Source organism: Methylomagnum ishizawai, assembly GCF_019670005.1.
GTDB classification, from domain to species: domain Bacteria; phylum Pseudomonadota; class Gammaproteobacteria; order Methylococcales; family Methylococcaceae; genus Methylomagnum; species Methylomagnum ishizawai.
Genome location: NZ_AP019783.1, coordinates 2,814,808 through 2,833,316, shown reverse-complemented (window position 1 = coordinate 2,833,316; position 18,509 = coordinate 2,814,808). Strand labels below are relative to the sequence as shown.

The 18,509-nt window shown below is 55.5% G+C and carries 20 protein-coding genes; 16 read left to right on the top strand and 4 right to left on the bottom strand.

The annotated features are described in order from the left end of the window. Nucleotides 1-13 precede the first annotated feature (13 nt). From K5658_RS12830 to K5658_RS12770, 13 genes are all read left to right on the top strand, one after another. Nucleotides 14-526 carry a putative metallopeptidase gene (locus K5658_RS12830; protein ID WP_221063527.1) on the top strand — a complete coding sequence of 171 codons (513 nt, stop codon included), beginning with the start codon at nt 14-16 and terminating at the stop codon, nt 524-526. Next, nucleotides 523-1,014 carry a hypothetical protein gene (locus K5658_RS12825; RefSeq protein WP_221063526.1) on the top strand — a complete coding sequence of 164 codons (492 nt, stop codon included), beginning with the start codon at nt 523-525 and terminating at the stop codon, nt 1,012-1,014. Before K5658_RS12830 ends, K5658_RS12825 begins: the two co-directional genes overlap by 4 nt. Further along, nucleotides 1,011-3,092, top strand: a complete 2,082-nt coding sequence (locus K5658_RS12820) for a phage terminase large subunit family protein (protein WP_221063525.1) — start codon at nt 1,011-1,013, stop codon at nt 3,090-3,092. Before K5658_RS12825 ends, K5658_RS12820 begins: the two co-directional genes overlap by 4 nt. A gap of 18 nt (nt 3,093-3,110) precedes the next feature. Continuing rightward, nucleotides 3,111-3,362 (top strand): hypothetical protein, encoded by a 252-nt coding sequence (locus tag K5658_RS12815; RefSeq protein WP_221063524.1) that lies wholly within the window; start codon nt 3,111-3,113, stop codon nt 3,360-3,362. A 215-nt stretch (nt 3,363-3,577) separates the two neighbouring features. Continuing rightward, complete coding sequence (locus K5658_RS12810) at nt 3,578-4,177, top strand: BRO-N domain-containing protein (RefSeq protein WP_221063523.1); 600 nt, start codon at nt 3,578-3,580, stop codon at nt 4,175-4,177. A 426-nt stretch (nt 4,178-4,603) separates the two neighbouring features. Then, on the top strand, nt 4,604-4,996 hold the full coding sequence (locus tag K5658_RS12805) for a hypothetical protein (protein WP_221063522.1): 393 nt from the start codon (nt 4,604-4,606) through the stop codon (nt 4,994-4,996). Between the two features lie 23 nt (nt 4,997-5,019). Beyond that, a complete protein-coding gene (locus tag K5658_RS12800) occupies nt 5,020-5,664 on the top strand; it encodes a hypothetical protein (protein ID WP_221063521.1) in 645 nt (214 codons plus the stop codon). 243 nt (nt 5,665-5,907) lie between these two features. Next, nucleotides 5,908-7,662, top strand: coding sequence for a phage portal protein (locus K5658_RS12795; RefSeq protein ID WP_221063520.1), 1,755 nt, complete (start codon nt 5,908-5,910; stop codon nt 7,660-7,662). Further along, nucleotides 7,659-9,239 carry a zeta toxin family protein gene (locus K5658_RS12790; protein WP_221063519.1) on the top strand — a complete coding sequence of 527 codons (1,581 nt, stop codon included), beginning with the start codon at nt 7,659-7,661 and terminating at the stop codon, nt 9,237-9,239. Before K5658_RS12795 ends, K5658_RS12790 begins: the two co-directional genes overlap by 4 nt. Beyond that, a complete protein-coding gene (locus K5658_RS12785) occupies nt 9,169-9,363 on the top strand; it encodes a hypothetical protein (RefSeq protein ID WP_221063518.1) in 195 nt (64 codons plus the stop codon). The genes K5658_RS12790 and K5658_RS12785 overlap by 71 nt, the downstream gene beginning before the upstream one ends. Nucleotides 9,364-9,379: 16 nt before the next feature. Continuing rightward, nucleotides 9,380-10,555, top strand: coding sequence for a hypothetical protein (locus K5658_RS12780; protein ID WP_221063517.1), 1,176 nt, complete (start codon nt 9,380-9,382; stop codon nt 10,553-10,555). Beyond that, complete coding sequence (locus K5658_RS12775) at nt 10,552-11,934, top strand: hypothetical protein (protein ID WP_221063516.1); 1,383 nt, start codon at nt 10,552-10,554, stop codon at nt 11,932-11,934. The genes K5658_RS12780 and K5658_RS12775 overlap by 4 nt, the downstream gene beginning before the upstream one ends. After that, entirely contained in the window at nt 11,931-12,638 is a 708-nt protein-coding gene (locus K5658_RS12770; protein ID WP_221063515.1) for a hypothetical protein, read from the top strand. Before K5658_RS12775 ends, K5658_RS12770 begins: the two co-directional genes overlap by 4 nt. A 49-nt stretch (nt 12,639-12,687) precedes the next feature. On the opposite strand, the gene K5658_RS12765 is transcribed toward K5658_RS12770, so the two are convergent. Next, nucleotides 12,688-13,332 carry an ORF6N domain-containing protein gene (locus K5658_RS12765; RefSeq protein ID WP_246628439.1) on the bottom strand — a complete coding sequence of 215 codons (645 nt, stop codon included), beginning with the start codon at nt 13,330-13,332 and terminating at the stop codon, nt 12,688-12,690. Here K5658_RS12765 and K5658_RS12760 point away from each other — a divergent pair. Then, a complete protein-coding gene (locus tag K5658_RS12760) occupies nt 13,261-13,491 on the top strand; it encodes a hypothetical protein (RefSeq protein WP_221067063.1) in 231 nt (76 codons plus the stop codon). The genes K5658_RS12765 and K5658_RS12760 overlap by 72 nt on opposite strands. A 26-nt stretch (nt 13,492-13,517) precedes the next feature. Here K5658_RS12760 and K5658_RS12755 read toward each other — a convergent pair whose 3' ends face one another. Continuing rightward, entirely contained in the window at nt 13,518-13,721 is a 204-nt protein-coding gene (locus K5658_RS12755; protein ID WP_221063513.1) for an Arc family DNA-binding protein, read from the bottom strand. A 67-nt stretch (nt 13,722-13,788) separates the two neighbouring features. Here K5658_RS12755 and K5658_RS12750 point away from each other — a divergent pair, with 67 nt between their 5' ends. Next, nucleotides 13,789-14,058 (top strand): Arc family DNA-binding protein, encoded by a 270-nt coding sequence (locus K5658_RS12750; protein ID WP_221063512.1) that lies wholly within the window; start codon nt 13,789-13,791, stop codon nt 14,056-14,058. Between the two features lie 273 nt (nt 14,059-14,331). After that, nucleotides 14,332-17,679, top strand: coding sequence for a VPA1262 family protein (locus K5658_RS12745; RefSeq protein WP_221063511.1), 3,348 nt, complete (start codon nt 14,332-14,334; stop codon nt 17,677-17,679). A gap of 183 nt (nt 17,680-17,862) precedes the next feature. Here K5658_RS12745 and K5658_RS12740 read toward each other — a convergent pair whose 3' ends face one another. After that, on the bottom strand, nt 17,863-18,231 hold the full coding sequence (locus tag K5658_RS12740; protein WP_221063510.1) for a helix-turn-helix domain-containing protein: 369 nt from the start codon (nt 18,229-18,231) through the stop codon (nt 17,863-17,865). Then, the gene (locus tag K5658_RS12735; RefSeq protein WP_221063509.1) at nt 18,228-18,470 is read right to left on the bottom strand and encodes a VRR-NUC domain-containing protein; all 243 of its coding nucleotides are present in this window, start codon (nt 18,468-18,470) and stop codon (nt 18,228-18,230) included. The genes K5658_RS12740 and K5658_RS12735 overlap by 4 nt, the downstream gene beginning before the upstream one ends. Between the last annotated feature and the right edge of the window lie 39 nt (nt 18,471-18,509).

Here is an 18,509-nt window from a genome sequence, read left to right as displayed (position 1 = left end):
GGATCGCGCTTCAATGATGGATTCCCCCTTCATCATCCTCGAACCCGGCCAGGACCATCCGGGGAATTGGTATCGCCGCTGCTTGGAATACCCCGAGCATGCCCATTTGAAGGAAGGCGAGCCGCACATGGCTTTCCTGCTGCGGGCCGATCCGTTGATTGAGTTCGACCGCAGAATATTAGGGACCGTCCATATTCCCCGTGTCCAGGGCAAGCTCAATAAGGTGTTCCTGTGGATGGTAGAGCGCATGTTCGATGGCTTGCCGGATTTCCTCGTCATTTTGGACGGGGAATATTGGACGGCGGCGGATGACCGGCACAGAGAAATCCTGATGTTCCACGAGTTGAGCCATTGCATCCATGCGACCGATGGAGATGGGGAACCCCGGTATGACGACGAGACCGGGCGGCCCATCTGGAAGCTTACCGGGCATAGCGTCGAAGAATTCACCTCGGTGGTGCGGCGGTATGGGGCTTGGAATGATGAACTCAGGGAGTTCGTGGGGGCGGCGGATGGTAAGGGTTGATCGTGGCTAAGGACGTTGAATGGGATTCGGTGGAGGTCCAGTTTAGGGCGGGGGTGCGCCCGCTGCGGGCGATTGCCGGGGACTTTGATATTACCGAAGCCGCTATCCGTCAGCGGGCTAAAAAACATGGATGGGTGAGGAATCCGGCCTCGCTCAAGCGGGAACGGGTTAATGCGCAGCTTGCCGCTGGTTCGCAGGAGGCTTCGCAAGAAACTTCGCAAAGGGTCGCGTGCGAAGTGGATCGCGAAGTCCAAGCCGATGTGGAGGATATGGAACGGGGTGTCCGGGTGAATCGCTTAATCCTGGAAAAGATCGAGGAGGATTTGCCGAAGGCCAAGGGATTCAAAACCTATAAAGCCGCTGCCGAAGCCAGTAAGACCGCGATTGAGAATATCCGCCGGATTCGCGGCTTGGATGCCCCGATGGACCTGGGCGCGATGACCGACGAACAACTCGCGGCCCTGGCCAAGGGCAAAGCCCCGGCATGAGGATTCCGCTTTCCGTCCGCGCCCAGGCCGAATTGGAACTGAGGCGGCGCAGGCGGGCGAGGATCGAGGGCGCGGACCTCGCCAAACCCATCCCCGAAGGCACGACCTTCCGCCAATGGTGCGAAGACCTCGCCGCCCAGGGCTTGAAGGTGGACGGCCACCCCTTCCGGCTGGACGACCGCCCCGCGATGGCCTGGATCTACGACCAGGTTCCCAGCGCCGAAGACGAGGCCTACCGGCTGGTCCTGGTCCTGATGAAATGCGCCCAGGTCGGGTTCACGGTCATGGAGATGCTGGCGACGATCTACCTCGGGCTGCGCTTCGGCCCGGCCACGGTGGGCCTGTTCCTGCCCGACATGAAGCTGGCCGGCCTGAAGTCGTCCGAGCGGTTCATGCCCCTGGTGCGCTCGGCCCCCGGCGTCCACAAGCTGATGACGATGGACGCCCTGGACGGTTCCGGGCGCAAAACCGGCGAAGGCAACGTCTACACCCGCCGCATCGGCGAGGCCATGTTCGTGTTCTCGTGGACCTCGGGCAAGGCCACCACGGAATCCATCCCCATGGATGTCCTGGCCTTCGACGAGGTGCAGGAAATGACCTTGGAGCAAATGGAAAAGACCCTGGAGCGCCTGTCCGCCTCCGAAGTGCGTTTCGTGCTGATGGGTTCCACGGCGAACTGGCCGGATGCCGATATCCACCATTGGTATAAGCGCGGATCGCAACACAGGTTCCACACCGAATGCCCGCGCTGCGGCACGGCCAGGCCGCTGGATGATTATTTCCCGGCCTGCATCCGGTGGGTGGAAGCCTTGGACGCATGGCGCTACGTGTGCGGCAACCCAGCCTGCGGGACGGTCATCGCGGACAGCCAACGTGGCGAGTGGATCGCGGAAAATCCCCTGGCCGATCCGCCGGTCGATTTGTCGGTGCCGAGGGCGGACAGGGCGCTCCGGATCCGCTCCATCCATTTCCCGCAATTCCTGAGCCCCACGATTTCGCCGGGCGACATCATGTTCGCCTACAACACGGCGACGGACCTGAAGAACTTCTTCAACCGCAAATTGGGGAAGCCCTACCTGGACCCGAGCCAAGTGCCGGTCACGCTGGAGCACCTGGAGCGGTGCGTCGAGGCGGGCCGCGCCGCGGGGGTGGCCTGGAAGGCGCGGGCGCGGGACACCTTCATGGGGATCGACCAGATGGGCAACTTCAATGTGGTGGTCGTCAAGGAGCGGATGCCCGACGGCCGCCAAGCGGTGGTCCATGTCGAGGAGATCTATTCCGCCGACCCGTTCGCCCGCTGCGACGAGTTGATGGAAGCCTACGGCGTGGCCGTGGCCGTGGCCGAGATCAACCCGAACTACAACGACGCCAAGCGCTTCGCCAACCGCTGGCCGCGCCGGGTGTTCATCTGCGATTCGTTCGGGCAGATCGCGGAAGGGATGATCGCCTGGGGTGATGCGGCCGGCCTGGATTCGTCCGACCGGCGTACGGACGAATCGGAGCGCGACCGCTATACCCTGCGGATGGACCAGTACAAGTGCATGCAGGTTTCCATGGCGCGGTTGACGGCCAAGACCCCGCTATGCCTGTTCCCGGACCCGCAAGGCTTGGTTCAAGAAGTGGTCGAGAAGGGTATCCGCCAGACCGTGGCGGTATTGCCGCGGGCGTTCCACCATTTCACCAAGACCGCCTTGGTGGCCGAGAAGGACGGGGAAACGAACAAGTACCGGCGGGTAGTCAAGAAGGTCGGCATCGACCCCCATTTCAGCTACGCCAACATGCTCTGCGACGTGGCCTGGGCCAGGAGCCACGGGACCGGCATGTTCATCCTGCCGGAGGCGGAACCGATGGGCGAGCAACCGAAGGGCCAAGTCCGGGAGGCCATGGACGCGATGTCGAATACCCTGCCACCGACCGTCCAGGCCATGTTGGGCCACCTGGACCTTCCGGCGGGCGATCTCTGCGGGCGTTGCGGGCACTACACCGACAAGACGCAGGAAAGCGCGGCGTGTGGCTGGCGGGGATTCCAGGTCCGGGCGCGGGACCGGGGCTGTGGTTTTTTTGTGAGAGATGAATAATGCACCGGAGGAGCAAGCATGAGCCATAACCGCCCAAGATACCGTCCCCCGTCCGAATCCGGCTTGGCCCGGCCCAAACCAATCTCCAAGGGGGCTACGGGGATTCCCGTGGACCCCACGCCCGAAACCCCCGTCCACGTCCAGATCGCCGCCCAGGTGCGGAGCTTGCGCCGCATCGGGTACGACCATGGGCGGATTGCGGAGCGGTTGGGGTTGGAGCGGGAGGAGGCGATTCGGCTGGGCATTGACGCCGGGCCGGTTCGGGGCTAGGCTGTTATTTGGAGCTAGACACTCCCATAGGCGGAAACGCCACCCGAAAGCCCTGGCGTTTTTTATTGCCCGCCGTTTGCCGTGGCCGCGAGTTTTTGCGGCTGTGGTGTTCCCGGAAATATCCAATACCGGGAGCCTGTCCTATGCAGGTGTCTAAGCTCCACAGTCGCGCCTATTTGGGCGTGCTTTTAGACAAAGCACATAGGAGTCCCACCATGAACGCACTCGCGTTGTCTTTTCACGAAACTCAATTCGATGTCATTGACCGCACCGGCCAGCCTTGGCTTCGTGGGTCACAAGTCGCTACGGCGCTTGGCTATGCCCGCCCGGACGCGCTCAACAAGATTTATGAGCGGAACCGGGATGAATTCACCGACGCGATGGTCGGGAACGTCAAATTGACGTTGTCGGGAAACCTCGAAACCGAAGTCCGCATCTTCTCCCTTCGTGGCTGCCACCTGTTGGCGATGTTCGCCCGCACCAGGATCGCCAAAGAATTTCGCAAATGGGTTCTTGATGTGCTGGACCGGCTCGCGGCGGAAGTGAAGTCCACTCACACCCACCCAGTCCAAACGGAAATTGCGTTCCTGCTACCCAACACCCGCTTGCTGGTGACGGTCGAGGGCGGGCGCGTCGTTCACGTCGAGGTGGTCGGCGAGGGCGCGGTGGTGGTCGATACGGCCAACGAGGATGAAATCACGCGCTTCCTCGACAAGCACGTCGCCCCCGACCTCCTCCCCTTCGCCGCCATCCATTGCATAGCCAGGATGGGGAAGATGATCAACAGAATAGAGGCCGGGAACCAAGCCTGCTGACCAACCCCCGCCGCAGGGACGCGACTCACGTCAAATACCCAGCCTGCCCCGAGCGGGCTGTTTAGTCTGGAGGCCGGGGCGAGGCTCCGGCGCTGGATTCGGTGACGGTGGTGGTGTTTTGAGTGCGTTATCCGATGGACGGCGGTTGTCGGCATCGTTGGACGGGTGTAGGATTGCACCGTGCCCAGGTAATTTGACATAACGCCCGTTATCGGTATAAAAGACGGAGAATAAGTGCTGGAACCGTGCTATCGTTAGTATCCATGCGAAGTCTGATACGTCGTGGAAGCTGTGCCAACCTAACATTGGACGAAAAAACTCCTTCCGTACGTATAACCTTCTGTTTGCCCCATGAACACCCTACTCATATACATAAGAGAATGAATAGAAATCTCTTGTCTATTACCAATTAACGAGAGGAACAATATGAGAAACGAAGAATATCTAGATCAAGAGGCTGATCGGCAAGAGCTAATTCATCAGCTATCTTTAAATACAATTCAGCTTCGCGACTTATTGGCAATGGAAAAAACAGATAGAATAAACATATACATATATGTAGCAATTTTATTATTACTAGTATCTATCTGTATTATTTTGTTTTCAACGCTAATATTTAATGGTTTTGATTTTATAATTAGAGGAGAGCTGCGAGAACTTTCTGGATCAATAATAATATTCATTATAGCTGGCGTATCAAAAATAATTAATGGCATTCACAATGCATGGACAAGAAGAGACGAGATAAAGTTCTTAATTCATCAACAGGAAGGAAGCATAGAACACGCAAAAAAGATACTTAATACTTATAGCTACTAAAACATCTCTACCGGTACATAGTAGTGATAAACAAATACGCTGAAGCAACAAATCAGTTAAAGAAAGTATCAAATAATACAAATGAATTTTTAAGGGGGTTATCTGGTACATCCGAAAATCTATCTAAAAAAGATTCTCAAACTTTAATTGGCACTGCTGGAGGAATAATTGGGACAATTATTGGAATAATAGCAAGCACATTCATACCAGGGTTTGCGCTAATTCCAATATCCACAGCGTTAACTGCGCTTGGAATGATTGTTGGAATTATTGGCTCCCGTGGATTCACGATAATTCGTATAGAGAGAAAATTAGAAGAAAGTCAAAAAATATACGATGATATAATAGACAAGATTAATAAGTTACCAAAAAATGAAACGGAAGAATCGCGAGAATTAAGATCGTTGCTATATAACCAATTGATTGATATAAGCAAAACAAATCATAATAACATAAAATCAATAATTGAGCATAAAGAAAAAGGAAACAACAAATTACCAAAAATCGCACCAATTCCTGAAGCTATAGTCCCACAGAAAATAGAAATTGATACAGAAGATACAGAGAAAATAGAAATTGATACAGAAGATACAGAAAAGATTCGTGAAATACATCCGATCAAAATTAAAGCCGATGGGAAAACTAGCGCCAAAAATCAAGAATTTTGACACAGCCAAGCCAGCCCGATAAATCAAGGGCTTGCCCGTGCCATAAATCGGGGACAAAACCCAGGGCGCATTCCGCGCCCTTTTGTTTATTTTTATCCGAGAAGGAGCGCACGGATGCGCGACGACCCCCGGTAGACCGTAGAAGCATCCGAGAGCCGATGTCCAGGAGCGGTTGTTCCACTGAGGGATTCCCACCGCAAGGACGCGGCCCCGCCCGCCAGGTCGTGACATGACACTGGGCGCATGACGCGCCCACCCGACCCCCCCCAATCCGTAGCCTTCGACGACCGCGCCCCGCCCGGCGAGCGGCGGGACGCCCTCGGCGAACTCCATCGAACCTACGCGCCCACCGTCGGCGACCTCGCCAAAGGGCTTTCCAGCCCCGACAGCATGCAAATCCTGGTGGACTACCTGCGCGAACAGGCGGTCCGGCAAGAATTGCTGAAAGCCGCCGCCCCCGTCCGCGTGCCGTTCCCGAGCGAGAACGCCCAGGGCGTGCGGATGAAGTCCGTCCGCCTCGACGACTGGCAAATCGGCATCCAGGGCGAGTATTACGACCGGCCCTCGCAACTCGGCTTCGACACCCTGCGGGCCATGGCCGCCCAGCCCCCGATCAGCCTCATCATCCAAACCCGGTTGAACCACGTCCGCCGCTTCGCCCGCCAGAACGACAGCGGGGAGGGGCCGGGCTTCGCCATCCGCCACCGCGACAAGGACCACAAGCTCACCGGCACCGAAAAGCAGAACATCGGGCTCCTATCCCGGTTCATAGCGAACTGCGGCTGGGAGTTCGATCCCCGCGCCCGCCAGCGCATGGGGCGCACATCGCTGGGCGATTTCATGGCGGTCAGCGTCCGGGATAGCCTGACCCTGGATTCCGCGCCCATCGAAACCGAGATGAAGCGCGATGCCCGCCTCGGCATGGATGGGTTCTACGCCATCGACGGGGCCACCATCCGGCTCTGCACGGAGGCGGGCTACCAGGGCCACGACGAAATCTTCGCCCTCCAAGTCATCCAATCCCGCATCCGCTGCGCCTACACCCGCGACGACCTGATCTATCAGGCCCGGAATCCGGTGTCGAACGTGGCTTCGGGCGGCTACGGCCTGTCGGAGGTGGATTTGTTGGTCCGGGTGGTGACGGGGTTCTTGAACGCGATGAACCTCAATATCACCGGGTTCACGGACAACGCGATTCCGAAGGGATTGCTGCAAATCTACGGGGATTTCGATAAGCAGGACATGCTGGCGTTCAAAACCTACTGGAACGCCATGGTCAAGGGGATCAACCAGAAATGGACCCTGCCAGTGCTGGCCGCCAAGGATAAGGAATCCGGCGCGACCTATACGCCGCTGAATGCCGATTTCAACGAGATGTACTTCTCGAAATGGATGACCTTCCTCACGGCCATATCGTGCGCGATCTTCGGCATGTCGCCGGACGAAATCAACTTCGAGTCGTTCAGCTCCCGCACTGGTGGTATCGGCAACGGCAACGATACCGGGGAAAAACTGGCCAACAGCCGGGACAAAGGGCTGATCCCGCTCCTGCGGTTCTACGAGGACACCTTTTCCGATTTCATCCTGCCGACCTTCGATGAGAAGTATGTGTTCCGCTGGACCGGCCTGGACGAGGAGGACCGGCAGGCCAAGCAGGAGCGGCAGAAGCTCTACCTGACCGTGGACGAGATGCGGGCGCAGGACGGCCAGGATAAGCACCCCGACCCGGCGATGGGCGCGGCCCCGGTGAATCCCAATCTGATAGGGCTGTATGTGCAGATGCAGCAAGTCCGGCAGCAGCAGGACTCCCAGGACTTCGGGGAAGGGTTCGATGAGGATGGGGAGGGCGAGCCGGACGAGGGCGCGGACGGTGGCAAACAGCCGCCCAGGCGGCCCGTGGCGGGCGACGAGGAAGGCGGCGAGGGTGGTGCCCAACAACCGCCGGGCGCGCCCATGGGCAAGAGTTTTGGCATGACAGTCTATCGGATCGAGGCATGAAGACGGCGCAAACCATCCCCGCCGCCATCCCCGGCGACGAACTCTACTTCCGCCATCCCAAGCACGGCGTCATGCCCGGCAAGGTGCTGGCCGCCGGGGCCGATGGCTGCGTGCTCCGGCACGCCCATGGCAAGCGCCGGGTGCCGTGGGGCGATGTCCACGGCTACAAATCCCGGGCGGAACACGCGCTCAGTGTCGTGGACCGGGGCGAGGATGGCTTCCTGGCCGAGGATAAGCGTGGGCGGCGGGTGTTCGTGCGGCGCGCGGAGGATGAACCTGAAAACAAGAGAACCAAGGGCAATAGCACCATGAGAAAAGCAATCCCGCTCCTATTCCTGAAATCCCACATCAAGGGCTACACCCGCCAGGACGGCACTTATGTCCGGGAACACGACGACAAGCGGCAGAAGAAGGCCGGGGAACCGCAAGGTTCCGGGCGTGGTTACGGCATGCACAACGTCGAACCGGGCGATGCCCTGCATTTCGGCGAAGGGGGCATGTCGGGCCGGGTGCATTCCGTCGACGAGCGCGGGGCCACGGTCCACGACGAACGGGGCGGCGTCCACAAGGTGGCGTGGGCCGACGTGAAGGGATTCAAGGCTGGTGGTGGCGGCGGTGGTGGCAAGAAACCGCCGCGTGGCGACCGTAAGCCGGTGCCTCCCGAAAAGTTCCGGGCCGCCGAATGGGCCAAGGGCCACGACGACGCCGGGGTCACCGTCGATAGCGTGTTATCCTCTTTCCCGCCCGACACGGCGGATAAGATCAGGGATGCGCAAGACCGGCTGGCGCGTTCCGAGCAAACCATCGACCGTTACCGCCGCAAGGATGGGGTTTACAGCGAGCAACGGCAAAAGCTGCACGAACACATCTATGACCATTTCCTTAGCCCGGAAAAAATCATCGCCTGTCGGCCAGAACCTGGGCAGAAGCCCACATTCACCATGCTGGGTGGGCGTGGCGGGTCTGGGAAGTCATGGTTCAAGGGGCAGATTTACGATCCAAACAAGGCCATCGTCCTCGATGCCGATGAAATCAAGGGGATGCTGCCCGAGTACGAGGGGTGGAACGCCGGGCAAGTCCACGAGGAAAGCAGTGATATTTTGGAAACTCTACTGGAACAAGCCCGCAAAGCGGGGGTGAATGTGGTGCTGGACGCTACCATGAAAACTGCCAAGAGCTCCATCGAAAAGGCGCGGAACTTCAAAAAGGCGGGGTTCCGGGTCGAGGCCCACTACATGCACCTGCCCCGCCAGGAAGCCGCCAAGCGGGCGGTGGCGCGGTTCCTTGGTGAGACGCAAAGGCTGGTCCCGCCGGAAGTGGTACTGTCCAATACCACGAATGAAGCCAGTTTCGACGAGGTCCGCAAACTCGCGGACGCATGGTCCTTCCGGGATAACAACGTGAAGCCCGGCGAACAACCTATACTCATATCGGAGTCCGGCGGTGAATCTGGTGGTTCCGGTTCGGTTATGGCAAAATCAATCCCGATCCTATGGAGGTTATACGATGGAAAACAATCCGGTTTTCGAGCAAATGATGCGGGAGCATCCCGAGCGGTTCGACTATTACGATATTAGGGAGCCACGGGAGTTGAAGGGGTCCGAGAAGGAAGCCTTCGACCGGCGTGCCGCCGAGATTCAGAAAATCCTGGCCCAGGCCGATAAGGCCCGCAACGACAAAGACGCCCCGTCCCGGTCGTGACCCTATCCTGTCGGGCATGATCCAGCCCGACAGCGCCACCCTGCTCGACATTTCCACGCTCACGCCCGCGCAGACCGACGCGGCGCTCGAGCACATCTACAAGGCCATCTCGGACGAGCCGCCCGGCGGCGATATCTGGGAGCCGCACCACTCGCCGTTCCTGCGCGATCTCATCGAGCGCTTCACCCGGCGCGGCCTGATGCAAATCGCCGGGCTACAGGCCGAACTCGACCGCTGGCTCAAGTTCGAGCCGCATCGGCCCGGCGCCCGCGCCCCGGCCGAACGGCCCGACATGATGGGGCGCTGGAGCCAAGCCGAACTATCCATCGCCAAGCTCTACCTCGAAACCCTGCCGCCCCGGCGCTTCGCTCTTGATGACTGGATGCTGGTGGTGGACTACCTGTTCCAGCGCTACCTGCCGCACGATCACCTCGTGGCCGAGGCCGACTGGCTGGCGACGCGGGCCACGCTCATGGGGCGGGTCCAGGCCAATATGGCGAACATCACCGAACGGCAAGCACAACGCCTCCTCGATGCCGACGCGGTGCGGCAGGCCCGACAGTTGGAAGCCACGAAGGTCCAGCGGGCCGTGCTGGACTATGGCCGGGCCAGGGCGGCGGAAAACATCGTCCAGTTGACCAACAACATGCGGAGCGCCATCCGCAAGGCGCTGATCGGGCACCAGGAGGCGGTCAGCCTGGGCAACAAGACGGACGACCTGCGGGGGGAACTGCTGGACCAATTCGGGCAGTGGAACCGGGATTGGCGGCGGATCGCCGTGACCGAAACGGCGGAGATGCAGAACCAGGGCATGGTTGCGGGATTCCCGCCCGGTGCCCGGCTCAAACGGGTGGAGATGTACCGGGGGGCTTGTAGCGCCTGCCGCCGCGTGGATGGTCGAATCATGAAGGTGGTATCGCCCGATACCGTTCCGCTGGACGGCGAGACCATGATATGGGCCGGAAAAACCAACATCGGGCGCTCGGCCTCGCCCCGCAAGCGGGTGGGTGGTGTGCTGATAGCACGGGAACCGGACGAACTTTGGTGGCTTGCTTCTGGCGTCATGCACCCCCATTGCCGCGGCACTTGGCTCAAGTTGCCGGACGCCAAGCCCAGCGACGACCCACAGTTCGCGGCTTATCTCGATAACCTGTTGAAGCGAAGCGGAAATAATAAGGAATCCAGGCCATGAAAATGCCTTTCCCCGATCGATCCCTACATCCGGGGGAATCGATGGCGATACCCGTTTTATTCCTCAAAACCCATGTGCGCGGATATTACCGCCAGAGTGGCGGGTATTGGTCGCCGCATGAGCGGCATGGCGGCGGCGGCGGTGGTGGTGGCGACAGCCATCCGTCGCCTCATCCACGGTTGGCCCCGAATGGAAAACCGTCCAACCTGAACGAGGCGCAATGGCATCTCGTTCGGACGCCCGAGTTCAAGGCTTGGTTCGGGGATTGGGAAAAGGCCGCCGTGAATAAGTTTTTAAACGGCGAGCCGGTCGCGGAGATGCATGGCGATGAGGTTCCAAAATTCCATCAAGTTCGCGACCTCGCTAAATGGGTTGCGGATGATTGGCATGTTCGCCATGGTAATGCGGTGAATAACCCACAGTTAGGTCGAATCATTATCGACCATCGTTCCGCTACCGCATCCATTGGACATGGCCTTAAAGCCATTAAGGCGCAGGGATTTTATCTTGTCCCCGATGGGATAAGGCAAGGGCGGGTACTCGGAAAACTTGAGAAAAAAAACGAGGCATCGCCGGATGCGTACTTGATTGGCGCTCCAGTGAAAATAGGGGGCGAGGTTTACAAGCTGTATATCGAGGTGCGGAAGGATGCCAACATGCAGCGTATGTATGTGCACGAGGTCGTTTTAAGAAAACCCCAGACCGCGTTCAAAATCGCCGCCGCATCTTCATCGGAGAAGGCAGAGCCGCACGCCGCTCATAAGCCTGGGGCGATTAGGAGTCTGGCCCAATCCATCGCCGCTGTCAACCCGGATTCCATATCCAAACCTGTCGATGAAAACGGCGAACCCACCCCAAAAGCCATTCAGGAATACATGAACCTGCACAAAGCCCAACCCACCCAAGCCCAAATCCAGGCCGGGAACTACAAAAAAGGCCACCGCCGGTTCCGTGGCCTGGACATCAGCATTGAGAATCCCGCCGGTTCCACCCGCAGCGGCACGGACCCGGACGGCCACGGGTGGTCGATCAAGATGAAGCACGACTATGGGTATATCCGGGGAAGCCTCGGCGTGGCCCCGGACGGCGATCATGTCGATGTCTACGTCGGCCCGGACGAGGACGCCGAGAGCGTCTATATCGTCCACCAGCGCAAGGCCGGGCACTGGAAGGATTGGGACGAGGATAAGTGCATGATCGGCTTCCCCGACAAGGAAAGCGCCGTCGCCGCCTATCTGGCCCACTACGACGACCCGCGCTTCCTCGGCCCCGTGACCACGCTGTCCTTCGCCGGGTTCAAGGACAAGGTGCTCGGCCATGCCGGGAAACCCAAGATGATCAAGTCGATTCCCCTCCTATTCGTCCGCGCCGCCGCATGAACCTCGAATACGCCCGCGTCATCGCCGTCCACCCCGAAGGCCCGTCCATCGACTGCGTGTCGCTGCGCGATGGCCGCCGCCTGATCGGGGTGCCCATCTACAGCCTGGACGCCGCGTCCGACGGTGGCACCGTCGATCTGCCCGCCCCCGTGCTGGGCCATGGCCAAGACCCCGCCACGGCCCCGCTCGGCCAGCGGGAACGGGTGGCGCTCATCGCCACCGACCAACACGGGATGCCCCATTGCCTGGGCTTCCGGTTCCCGCCGGTCTCGCAGATGGCCTTCAAGGAAAAGAACCTGCGGGTCCAGCGCCATGCGTCCGGCCTGTTCAGCGCCGTGGATGCCCAGGGCAACTACCAGTGGGAGCACCCGGCGGGAATCAAGGTGCTGGTGGGCGGGTCCACCGAATTCCGGGATTTCCAGGGCCAGGGCTTCGACAAGAACTGGCACGTCCCGGCCTCGTCCGCGCCGACCTACTTCCGGGTCCGGACGCCCGCCTTCGACCTTGTGGTGAACCCGGACGGCACGGCCACGATGACGCTGGGCGATACCCTGACCATCGCCGCCGATGTGCATATCACCAAGACGCTGACGGTGGACGAGGATGTCATTATCAACAACATCGCCTTCGGTACGCACAAGCACGAGGGCGTCCAGGCTGGAAGCGGCGATTCCGGCGGGCCCAAGTCGGGGGCCGGGCCCTGATGTGGGTGGGGGAGGGGCCGCGTCCCTGCGGCGGGGGTGGAGAGGCGGGTTAGGCGGGGAGTTCCATTTGACCGGCGGCGAGGTGGGGCAACGGCAATCCGGCGCACGAGTAGAGCGTCGTCATGGCGGAACGCTCGCGGCGGACGCCTTCCAGGTAATAGGCGTGCGCGTCATCCTGCATCCGTTGCAGGATTTCCAGTGCCAGGGGCAAATCCATGGCGTTCAGTTGTTCCATGCGGGAAATCTTGAAGCGCTGGAACAGCGGGGCGTAGATGGCCGCCGCGATGGCGGAACTGGAATGGAACCGGAAATAGCGGTCCACGCACGCCACCTTCTCCCGGCACTTCGCCAACTCGGGCCGGGTCAGGGGATAATGGACGGGGGGTTGCGGGCCGTCGGGTTTTGGCTCGGGTTGGGCTGCTTGGGCTTCCTGCTTGGCCCGGAAGTAGACCTTCACCAGTTGCCGCTGGATCTGCCACGCCAAGTCGTCGGTGAAGCTCTTCACCAGCATGAGGTAGCCGGTTTCGGTGATGAGGGTGACTTCGTTGGCGGCGTCACTGAGTATTTTAAAATCGCTAGAACCGCTAGAACGAATTTCGTCCAAGCCTTTAGAATCAGTGACATGGAAAAAGTCTTCATCGGCGATGAAGCGCTTTTTGTTGGTTCCGAAGTTTCTTTTCGCGGTGCCTTCCACCCTGCCGTGAACCTTATCCACAAGGGCGAAGGTAAGAACAGGTTGGCCCTTGTACAGGATCAAGGGAATTTCAACATCATGGGAGATTTTGACGAGCCGAGCGCCTGTCGATGGGGTTGGGGCGCTTGTGTTAGCATTCATAGGGTTGTTACCTCGTAGTCACTTTGGTTAACGGCATCAAAGCCTCAAGTGTTCTCAGCACTTGGGGCTTTCTCGCTTTGTGCCTCCCTGCTCTGTTTTAAGCGGAATACAATTTCGGCGTTTTGAGAGCGCTCGTTCCGCTCGGCTTCCATCGCAATCCACTCCTTCACATCCGCCGGAAGGCGAATCCTCATTTGATGATCCGTTTGCGCCGTAAGCGCCATGTTGGCCTCCTTCTGCTTGATCACGGTTTGGCCCAATTATAGGCCATTTTGGCCCATTGTCGCCAATGCCACAGTGGGGCATTATTGGGCCATGAGCAAAGAAGACCATCAGATGAGAATACGCTTGCCTAACGACCTCAAGGAAAGGATTGAGGCCGCTGCTCACCAAGGTCGGCGTAGCATGAATGCCGAGATCATCGCCCGGCTTGAGGCGTCGCTTAACGCGGAAGAGTCACGGCTTCCGCCAGCTATGGAGGAAGAACTTGCCGCGATGAGGCGTGCCTTTGAAAGGCAGGTTAACGAAGTCGTCGAAGATTTCAAAAAGCGGCGGCAAAAAATTGAGCAAGCCGGGGCTGGCTAGTTACAAGCAAGGAATAAGCGAAAAGCCCGGCTAGGCCGGGCTTTTTTGTAGGCAATTCTCAGTGCTATTCCCACCCATTCTACTTTCACCAATGAACCGAATCGTTCCTCCACCTCCACCTCCAGACCCCTGAACTCCAATGCTTACACCTACGAATTCCACAGTTTAGACGCCCGTAGTTCCACGATTCTGGGAGGTTGGTTATACATGGAAAGATTTTCTTCCGTTTAAATTGGAAAACACTAGAGCAAAAATAAATATTCTGGACAAAAAATGGCATTTTCATTAAATGATTTGGTAAATGACAGCAGGCTAGAAAGATTGTTTTCTAAGCATGAGCTTAGCTGTGCTCTACAACTTTGGATTTTACAGATAAAAGCGAATGGAGCGATTGAAAACAGGCTAATTTACGGACGATTATTGCCTTATAACTATTCAGATAATACTTGGCACGCAACAGATGATGATAACTTTAAACCAATTGAAGGATATCTGGCCCAAGCAATTCGACTCAATCTTTACATAAATAGCTCTAACACCGTTAATCTTATTAACTTTCTAATTAATAACTATGACTTAACATATATTAGCCAAATGTTGGGCTTAAAGATTAAACCAAAGCTAGCTGACCGGGTTGGGGCAACAAGAATAGCGAGTCCTCTTGTATATCGGCCCACCACCTATTTACCAAATAGGGATTCTTCCAACCGAAGCACACTACTAAGTCCACACGGCAGCGCTGGAGCATTAAGTGCATCAGTATCCCAAGTTAACAAACCTGCATTATTTTGTATTGATGGAGAATTTAGCCAAGCGCTCACAGCATTTATTGTCGAAGAGTTAAACTCTGATACTGGCATGGATTTTGGCCAAAAAGACCTTAGTCGAATGGGGGATTTAGAGTTCTTGGTTTTTCCAACACTCGATGACAACGAGCAGGAACTCCTAAATGTCTGCCGGGAAGGCGGGATTTTTACCGTAAAGCTGAACCCGATACGAATTCCACACTACAATGCATTTCACGTCAGGTTATGCATCACCAATGACAGCCAAGTTATTTACTCAAGCATAGCAACTGTCAACCATTTAAAAGAAGATAAAATTAACTGCGAGTTTAAAATACCCGGACAAATAGCTGAAATTTCAGATGGAATAGAGGTCGAGATATATGGATTCGAAATAGATAATATATGCACAAGCACACTGTGTTGCAAATGGAGCAATACTTTCTGGCGGGAAGTGCTTATTAATGTCCAATCAGGAAATAATAGCGGTGGCTCGGTCCAAATGGATTGGCTTGAACGAGTTACCAAATCGACCGCTTCTTTAGAGCGATTGAAGGCGGCTCAAACAATTAATCAAGGGAACCCTGTGTTTTCAAGCCGCGCCGGTGGCCGAAAAACTGACTTATGGGTTCCTATCAATAGGGAGATTAAAACCTTATTTGCTAAGCTATATCCCCCACGTTCAGAAGGACGCTTTTTTGAGCGATTAAATGATGGTAATGATCAAGGGCGATTAGAGTTCGTGGAATGGATTAAAGACCAGTTAGTTAGGCATCAAAATCATCAAGTCTTAATTTTTGATCCATATTTTGAAGATGCTGGAATTGGCCTAATTGTTCCGAATGCAGGCGCTCAAAGTGACTATATTGTTTTTACAACTTTACCCAAATCTCCTAAAAATGAGTCTTGGTATAATTCACTATTCCTAACTTTAAAAAGTTTTTTTTTACTAGAAACCCCACCCATTAACAAGGATCGAAGGAATCGCATCAATAATCTGCTCGCAGCTTGCAAGCAACTCAAACCGCTTTTAAAAAAAGTTAGATTGAGAGTTTATGGCTTGAAAAATGGCGCGCTTCATGACCGATATTTTATAATAATTGGAAAAGATGGATTACCAGTTTCTGGATTTAACTGGTCAAATTCTATTCAAAAAGCTAATGAGAACTATCCATTACTAATTACACCAATACCAGCAGATGTTTTATTAAAAGTATGTAAATACGCATCTGAACTTGTAAGACGGGCATCAGATGAATTATCTGATGATCCCAAAGATTTAAAGATAAGTCTAATTTTTGATTCAGAACAAACTCGCGAATCAGCTCGCAGGTACTTTGAGCCTTTAGGATTCCTCAAAAAGCCTCTTGCAGGGAGGGTTTTAGCTGAATGGACAGGTGAACGATCACTTAAAGGATTGAAAGATGAGGCATTAAAGCAACGAATGCGGGAATTAGGCTTATTAAATAAGGAGTCGCTTTTTCTAAAGGATTCACCTGGTCTTAAAGGCTGTATTGATCAGCAGCCGAACGACTTTGAAAATTTCAAAGCGAAATGGGATGTAATTGGTGAGGTTTTAGCAAATACTCCTGCTGGCGATATGTTAGACATAGCTGAGTTATCATCGGAAACAGTATTCCTAGATTCTTTGGCAGGCTTTTTATGCGAATCATTTAGCCGAATACATACCGAAGAAGTCGATGCACCAATTACGCACATCGCTACTTCTTATTTTCAGGAGACCTTTGACAACCTATTAACTAAACCAGACTCATCTCATAATTTCCTTCACCCAGTGAAGTATGCTGTTCTTACTTGGGCAGAGTATTTTGCCGTAAAAATTCTATGGCTATATAGCCCAAATACTTTGCTGTTTTTAACAGAAAACTGCGTGGTAACATTATCAGAGGAACCTCAACAAAAAGATGCAGTCAAGCTGTCTTTACTTAGCCAGATAATCAATGAAATTGCACTTACAATAGAATATGGCATTCGCGACGCGCAGAGAGATTATCTAATTTTAAATGCAAATGGATTTCTAAAGTGGATGGGGTTAAATGCACTTAAATCTCAACTCAAGAAGCCAGATGATGTGCATAATATTGTTGGATATCTGTCTCGTTTCAGCTATCGAGAGAAAATTCAATTTCTAGGGTGGATGATCAATAACCTAGCAAATCCCTCAGATAAAATAGATATTTACCGTAGTTTGATTGATTCACTCCATCAAACTCTGCCGCAGCAATTAAATTCAACTGATACAAACCTTTTAGTAGATTCCTTGCGCGGGCATATGGGCCAATTGGGTTATTGCGAGCCATGGCTTGTTCAGGATGTTATAAGCCCCCTTTTAGAGCAATCTCGAGTTTCGATAGACGATCTCTGTGAAATTTGGTTTAAAGATATGACCGCCTATTTCAAAGAAAGTTTGAATAGCCATGTCAGTATTTTTAACCGAGATAGGGAAGGTCGCGTCACTAAGACAACTGCATATTTTCTCGCCCATAGTGGCATTAAAAAACAAGAAACAATCCTCAAATTCCTTCGAAATATATTTAGTACCGCACGGAGAACAGTGCAACAACCGCTTGCTAGCACTCAAAACTGGGCAAAATGGGATTCATCATTCTTTGTAATTATATGGATTTTAGGCTTCTTAAAATGGGCATCTTATTTTGTCATTAGACCAAGCATGATTGAAGCAGAAATTGAATCCTTCGCAACTGAAGCGTATAATATCGTGCCAACCCGACCTTTAACAGAACGTAAATCAAATCCATCTATCGCTGAGCTTATCTTTTTTATTGAAGAATTAGATGAGGAGAAATCTAAATAGCATATGCTTTTAATCGCTGTTCTAGCCGAAATTTAACCATTTAAAGTTAGGGTAGAATCCGGCTTTTTAACTAAAAATCCGGTAGGCAGGGTTTCCGTTGATCCTATATGGCGTTGCGCTGGGATATCCCAAACCGCTGACAAACTGGATACAGCGGCATTTCCTACCCACCACCGCGCCCCGCTACCGCACCGACACCGCCCGGCGTACCGTGGCCTTGGACACCCCGAACCGCCGCGCCGCGTCCTGCCGCGAAACCCTGGCTGCGAGCAAGGCGCGGATACGCTCGCGCAAATCCGGCGGGCGCTTGCCCACCCACACGGCATCGTTGCCATATTCGGCCCGCATCCCCCGCTCCACCTCCCAGGACACCTCTGGCGGAATCTCCACGCCCCGCGCCCTGAGCCGCGCCAGCAGGTCCAGGATAATAATATCCGGCCCGCGGTCGCTCACCTTCCCACCCGGTCGATCATCGCGGCCAGCTTGGCCGATGGGGCGCAGGGGGGCCGTGGGCGGGTGTTTGGCTTGGGTCTGGGTCTGGGTCTGGGTCATGGTTTGCCTTCCAGGTAGTCGATGAGGGTTTCCCTCGCGGCCTCCCAGCCCCAGCGGGCCACGGCCTTGTAGCCATGGGCGTTGAGGGCGTCGAGCCAGTCGAGTTGTCCGGGTTCCAGCCTGCCGGGTTCCAGGCCCGGCCCTTTGGGTGCCTTGAGTTCGATCCACAGCCCGGTAGAGTGGGTCGGTATTATTCCCGGCCCACCAGGATGCCAGCCAGTGGTAGGTTCCCGCCGCAAGATGCGCCGGCCCCGGTCGTGACTTGAAAATCCCGACCC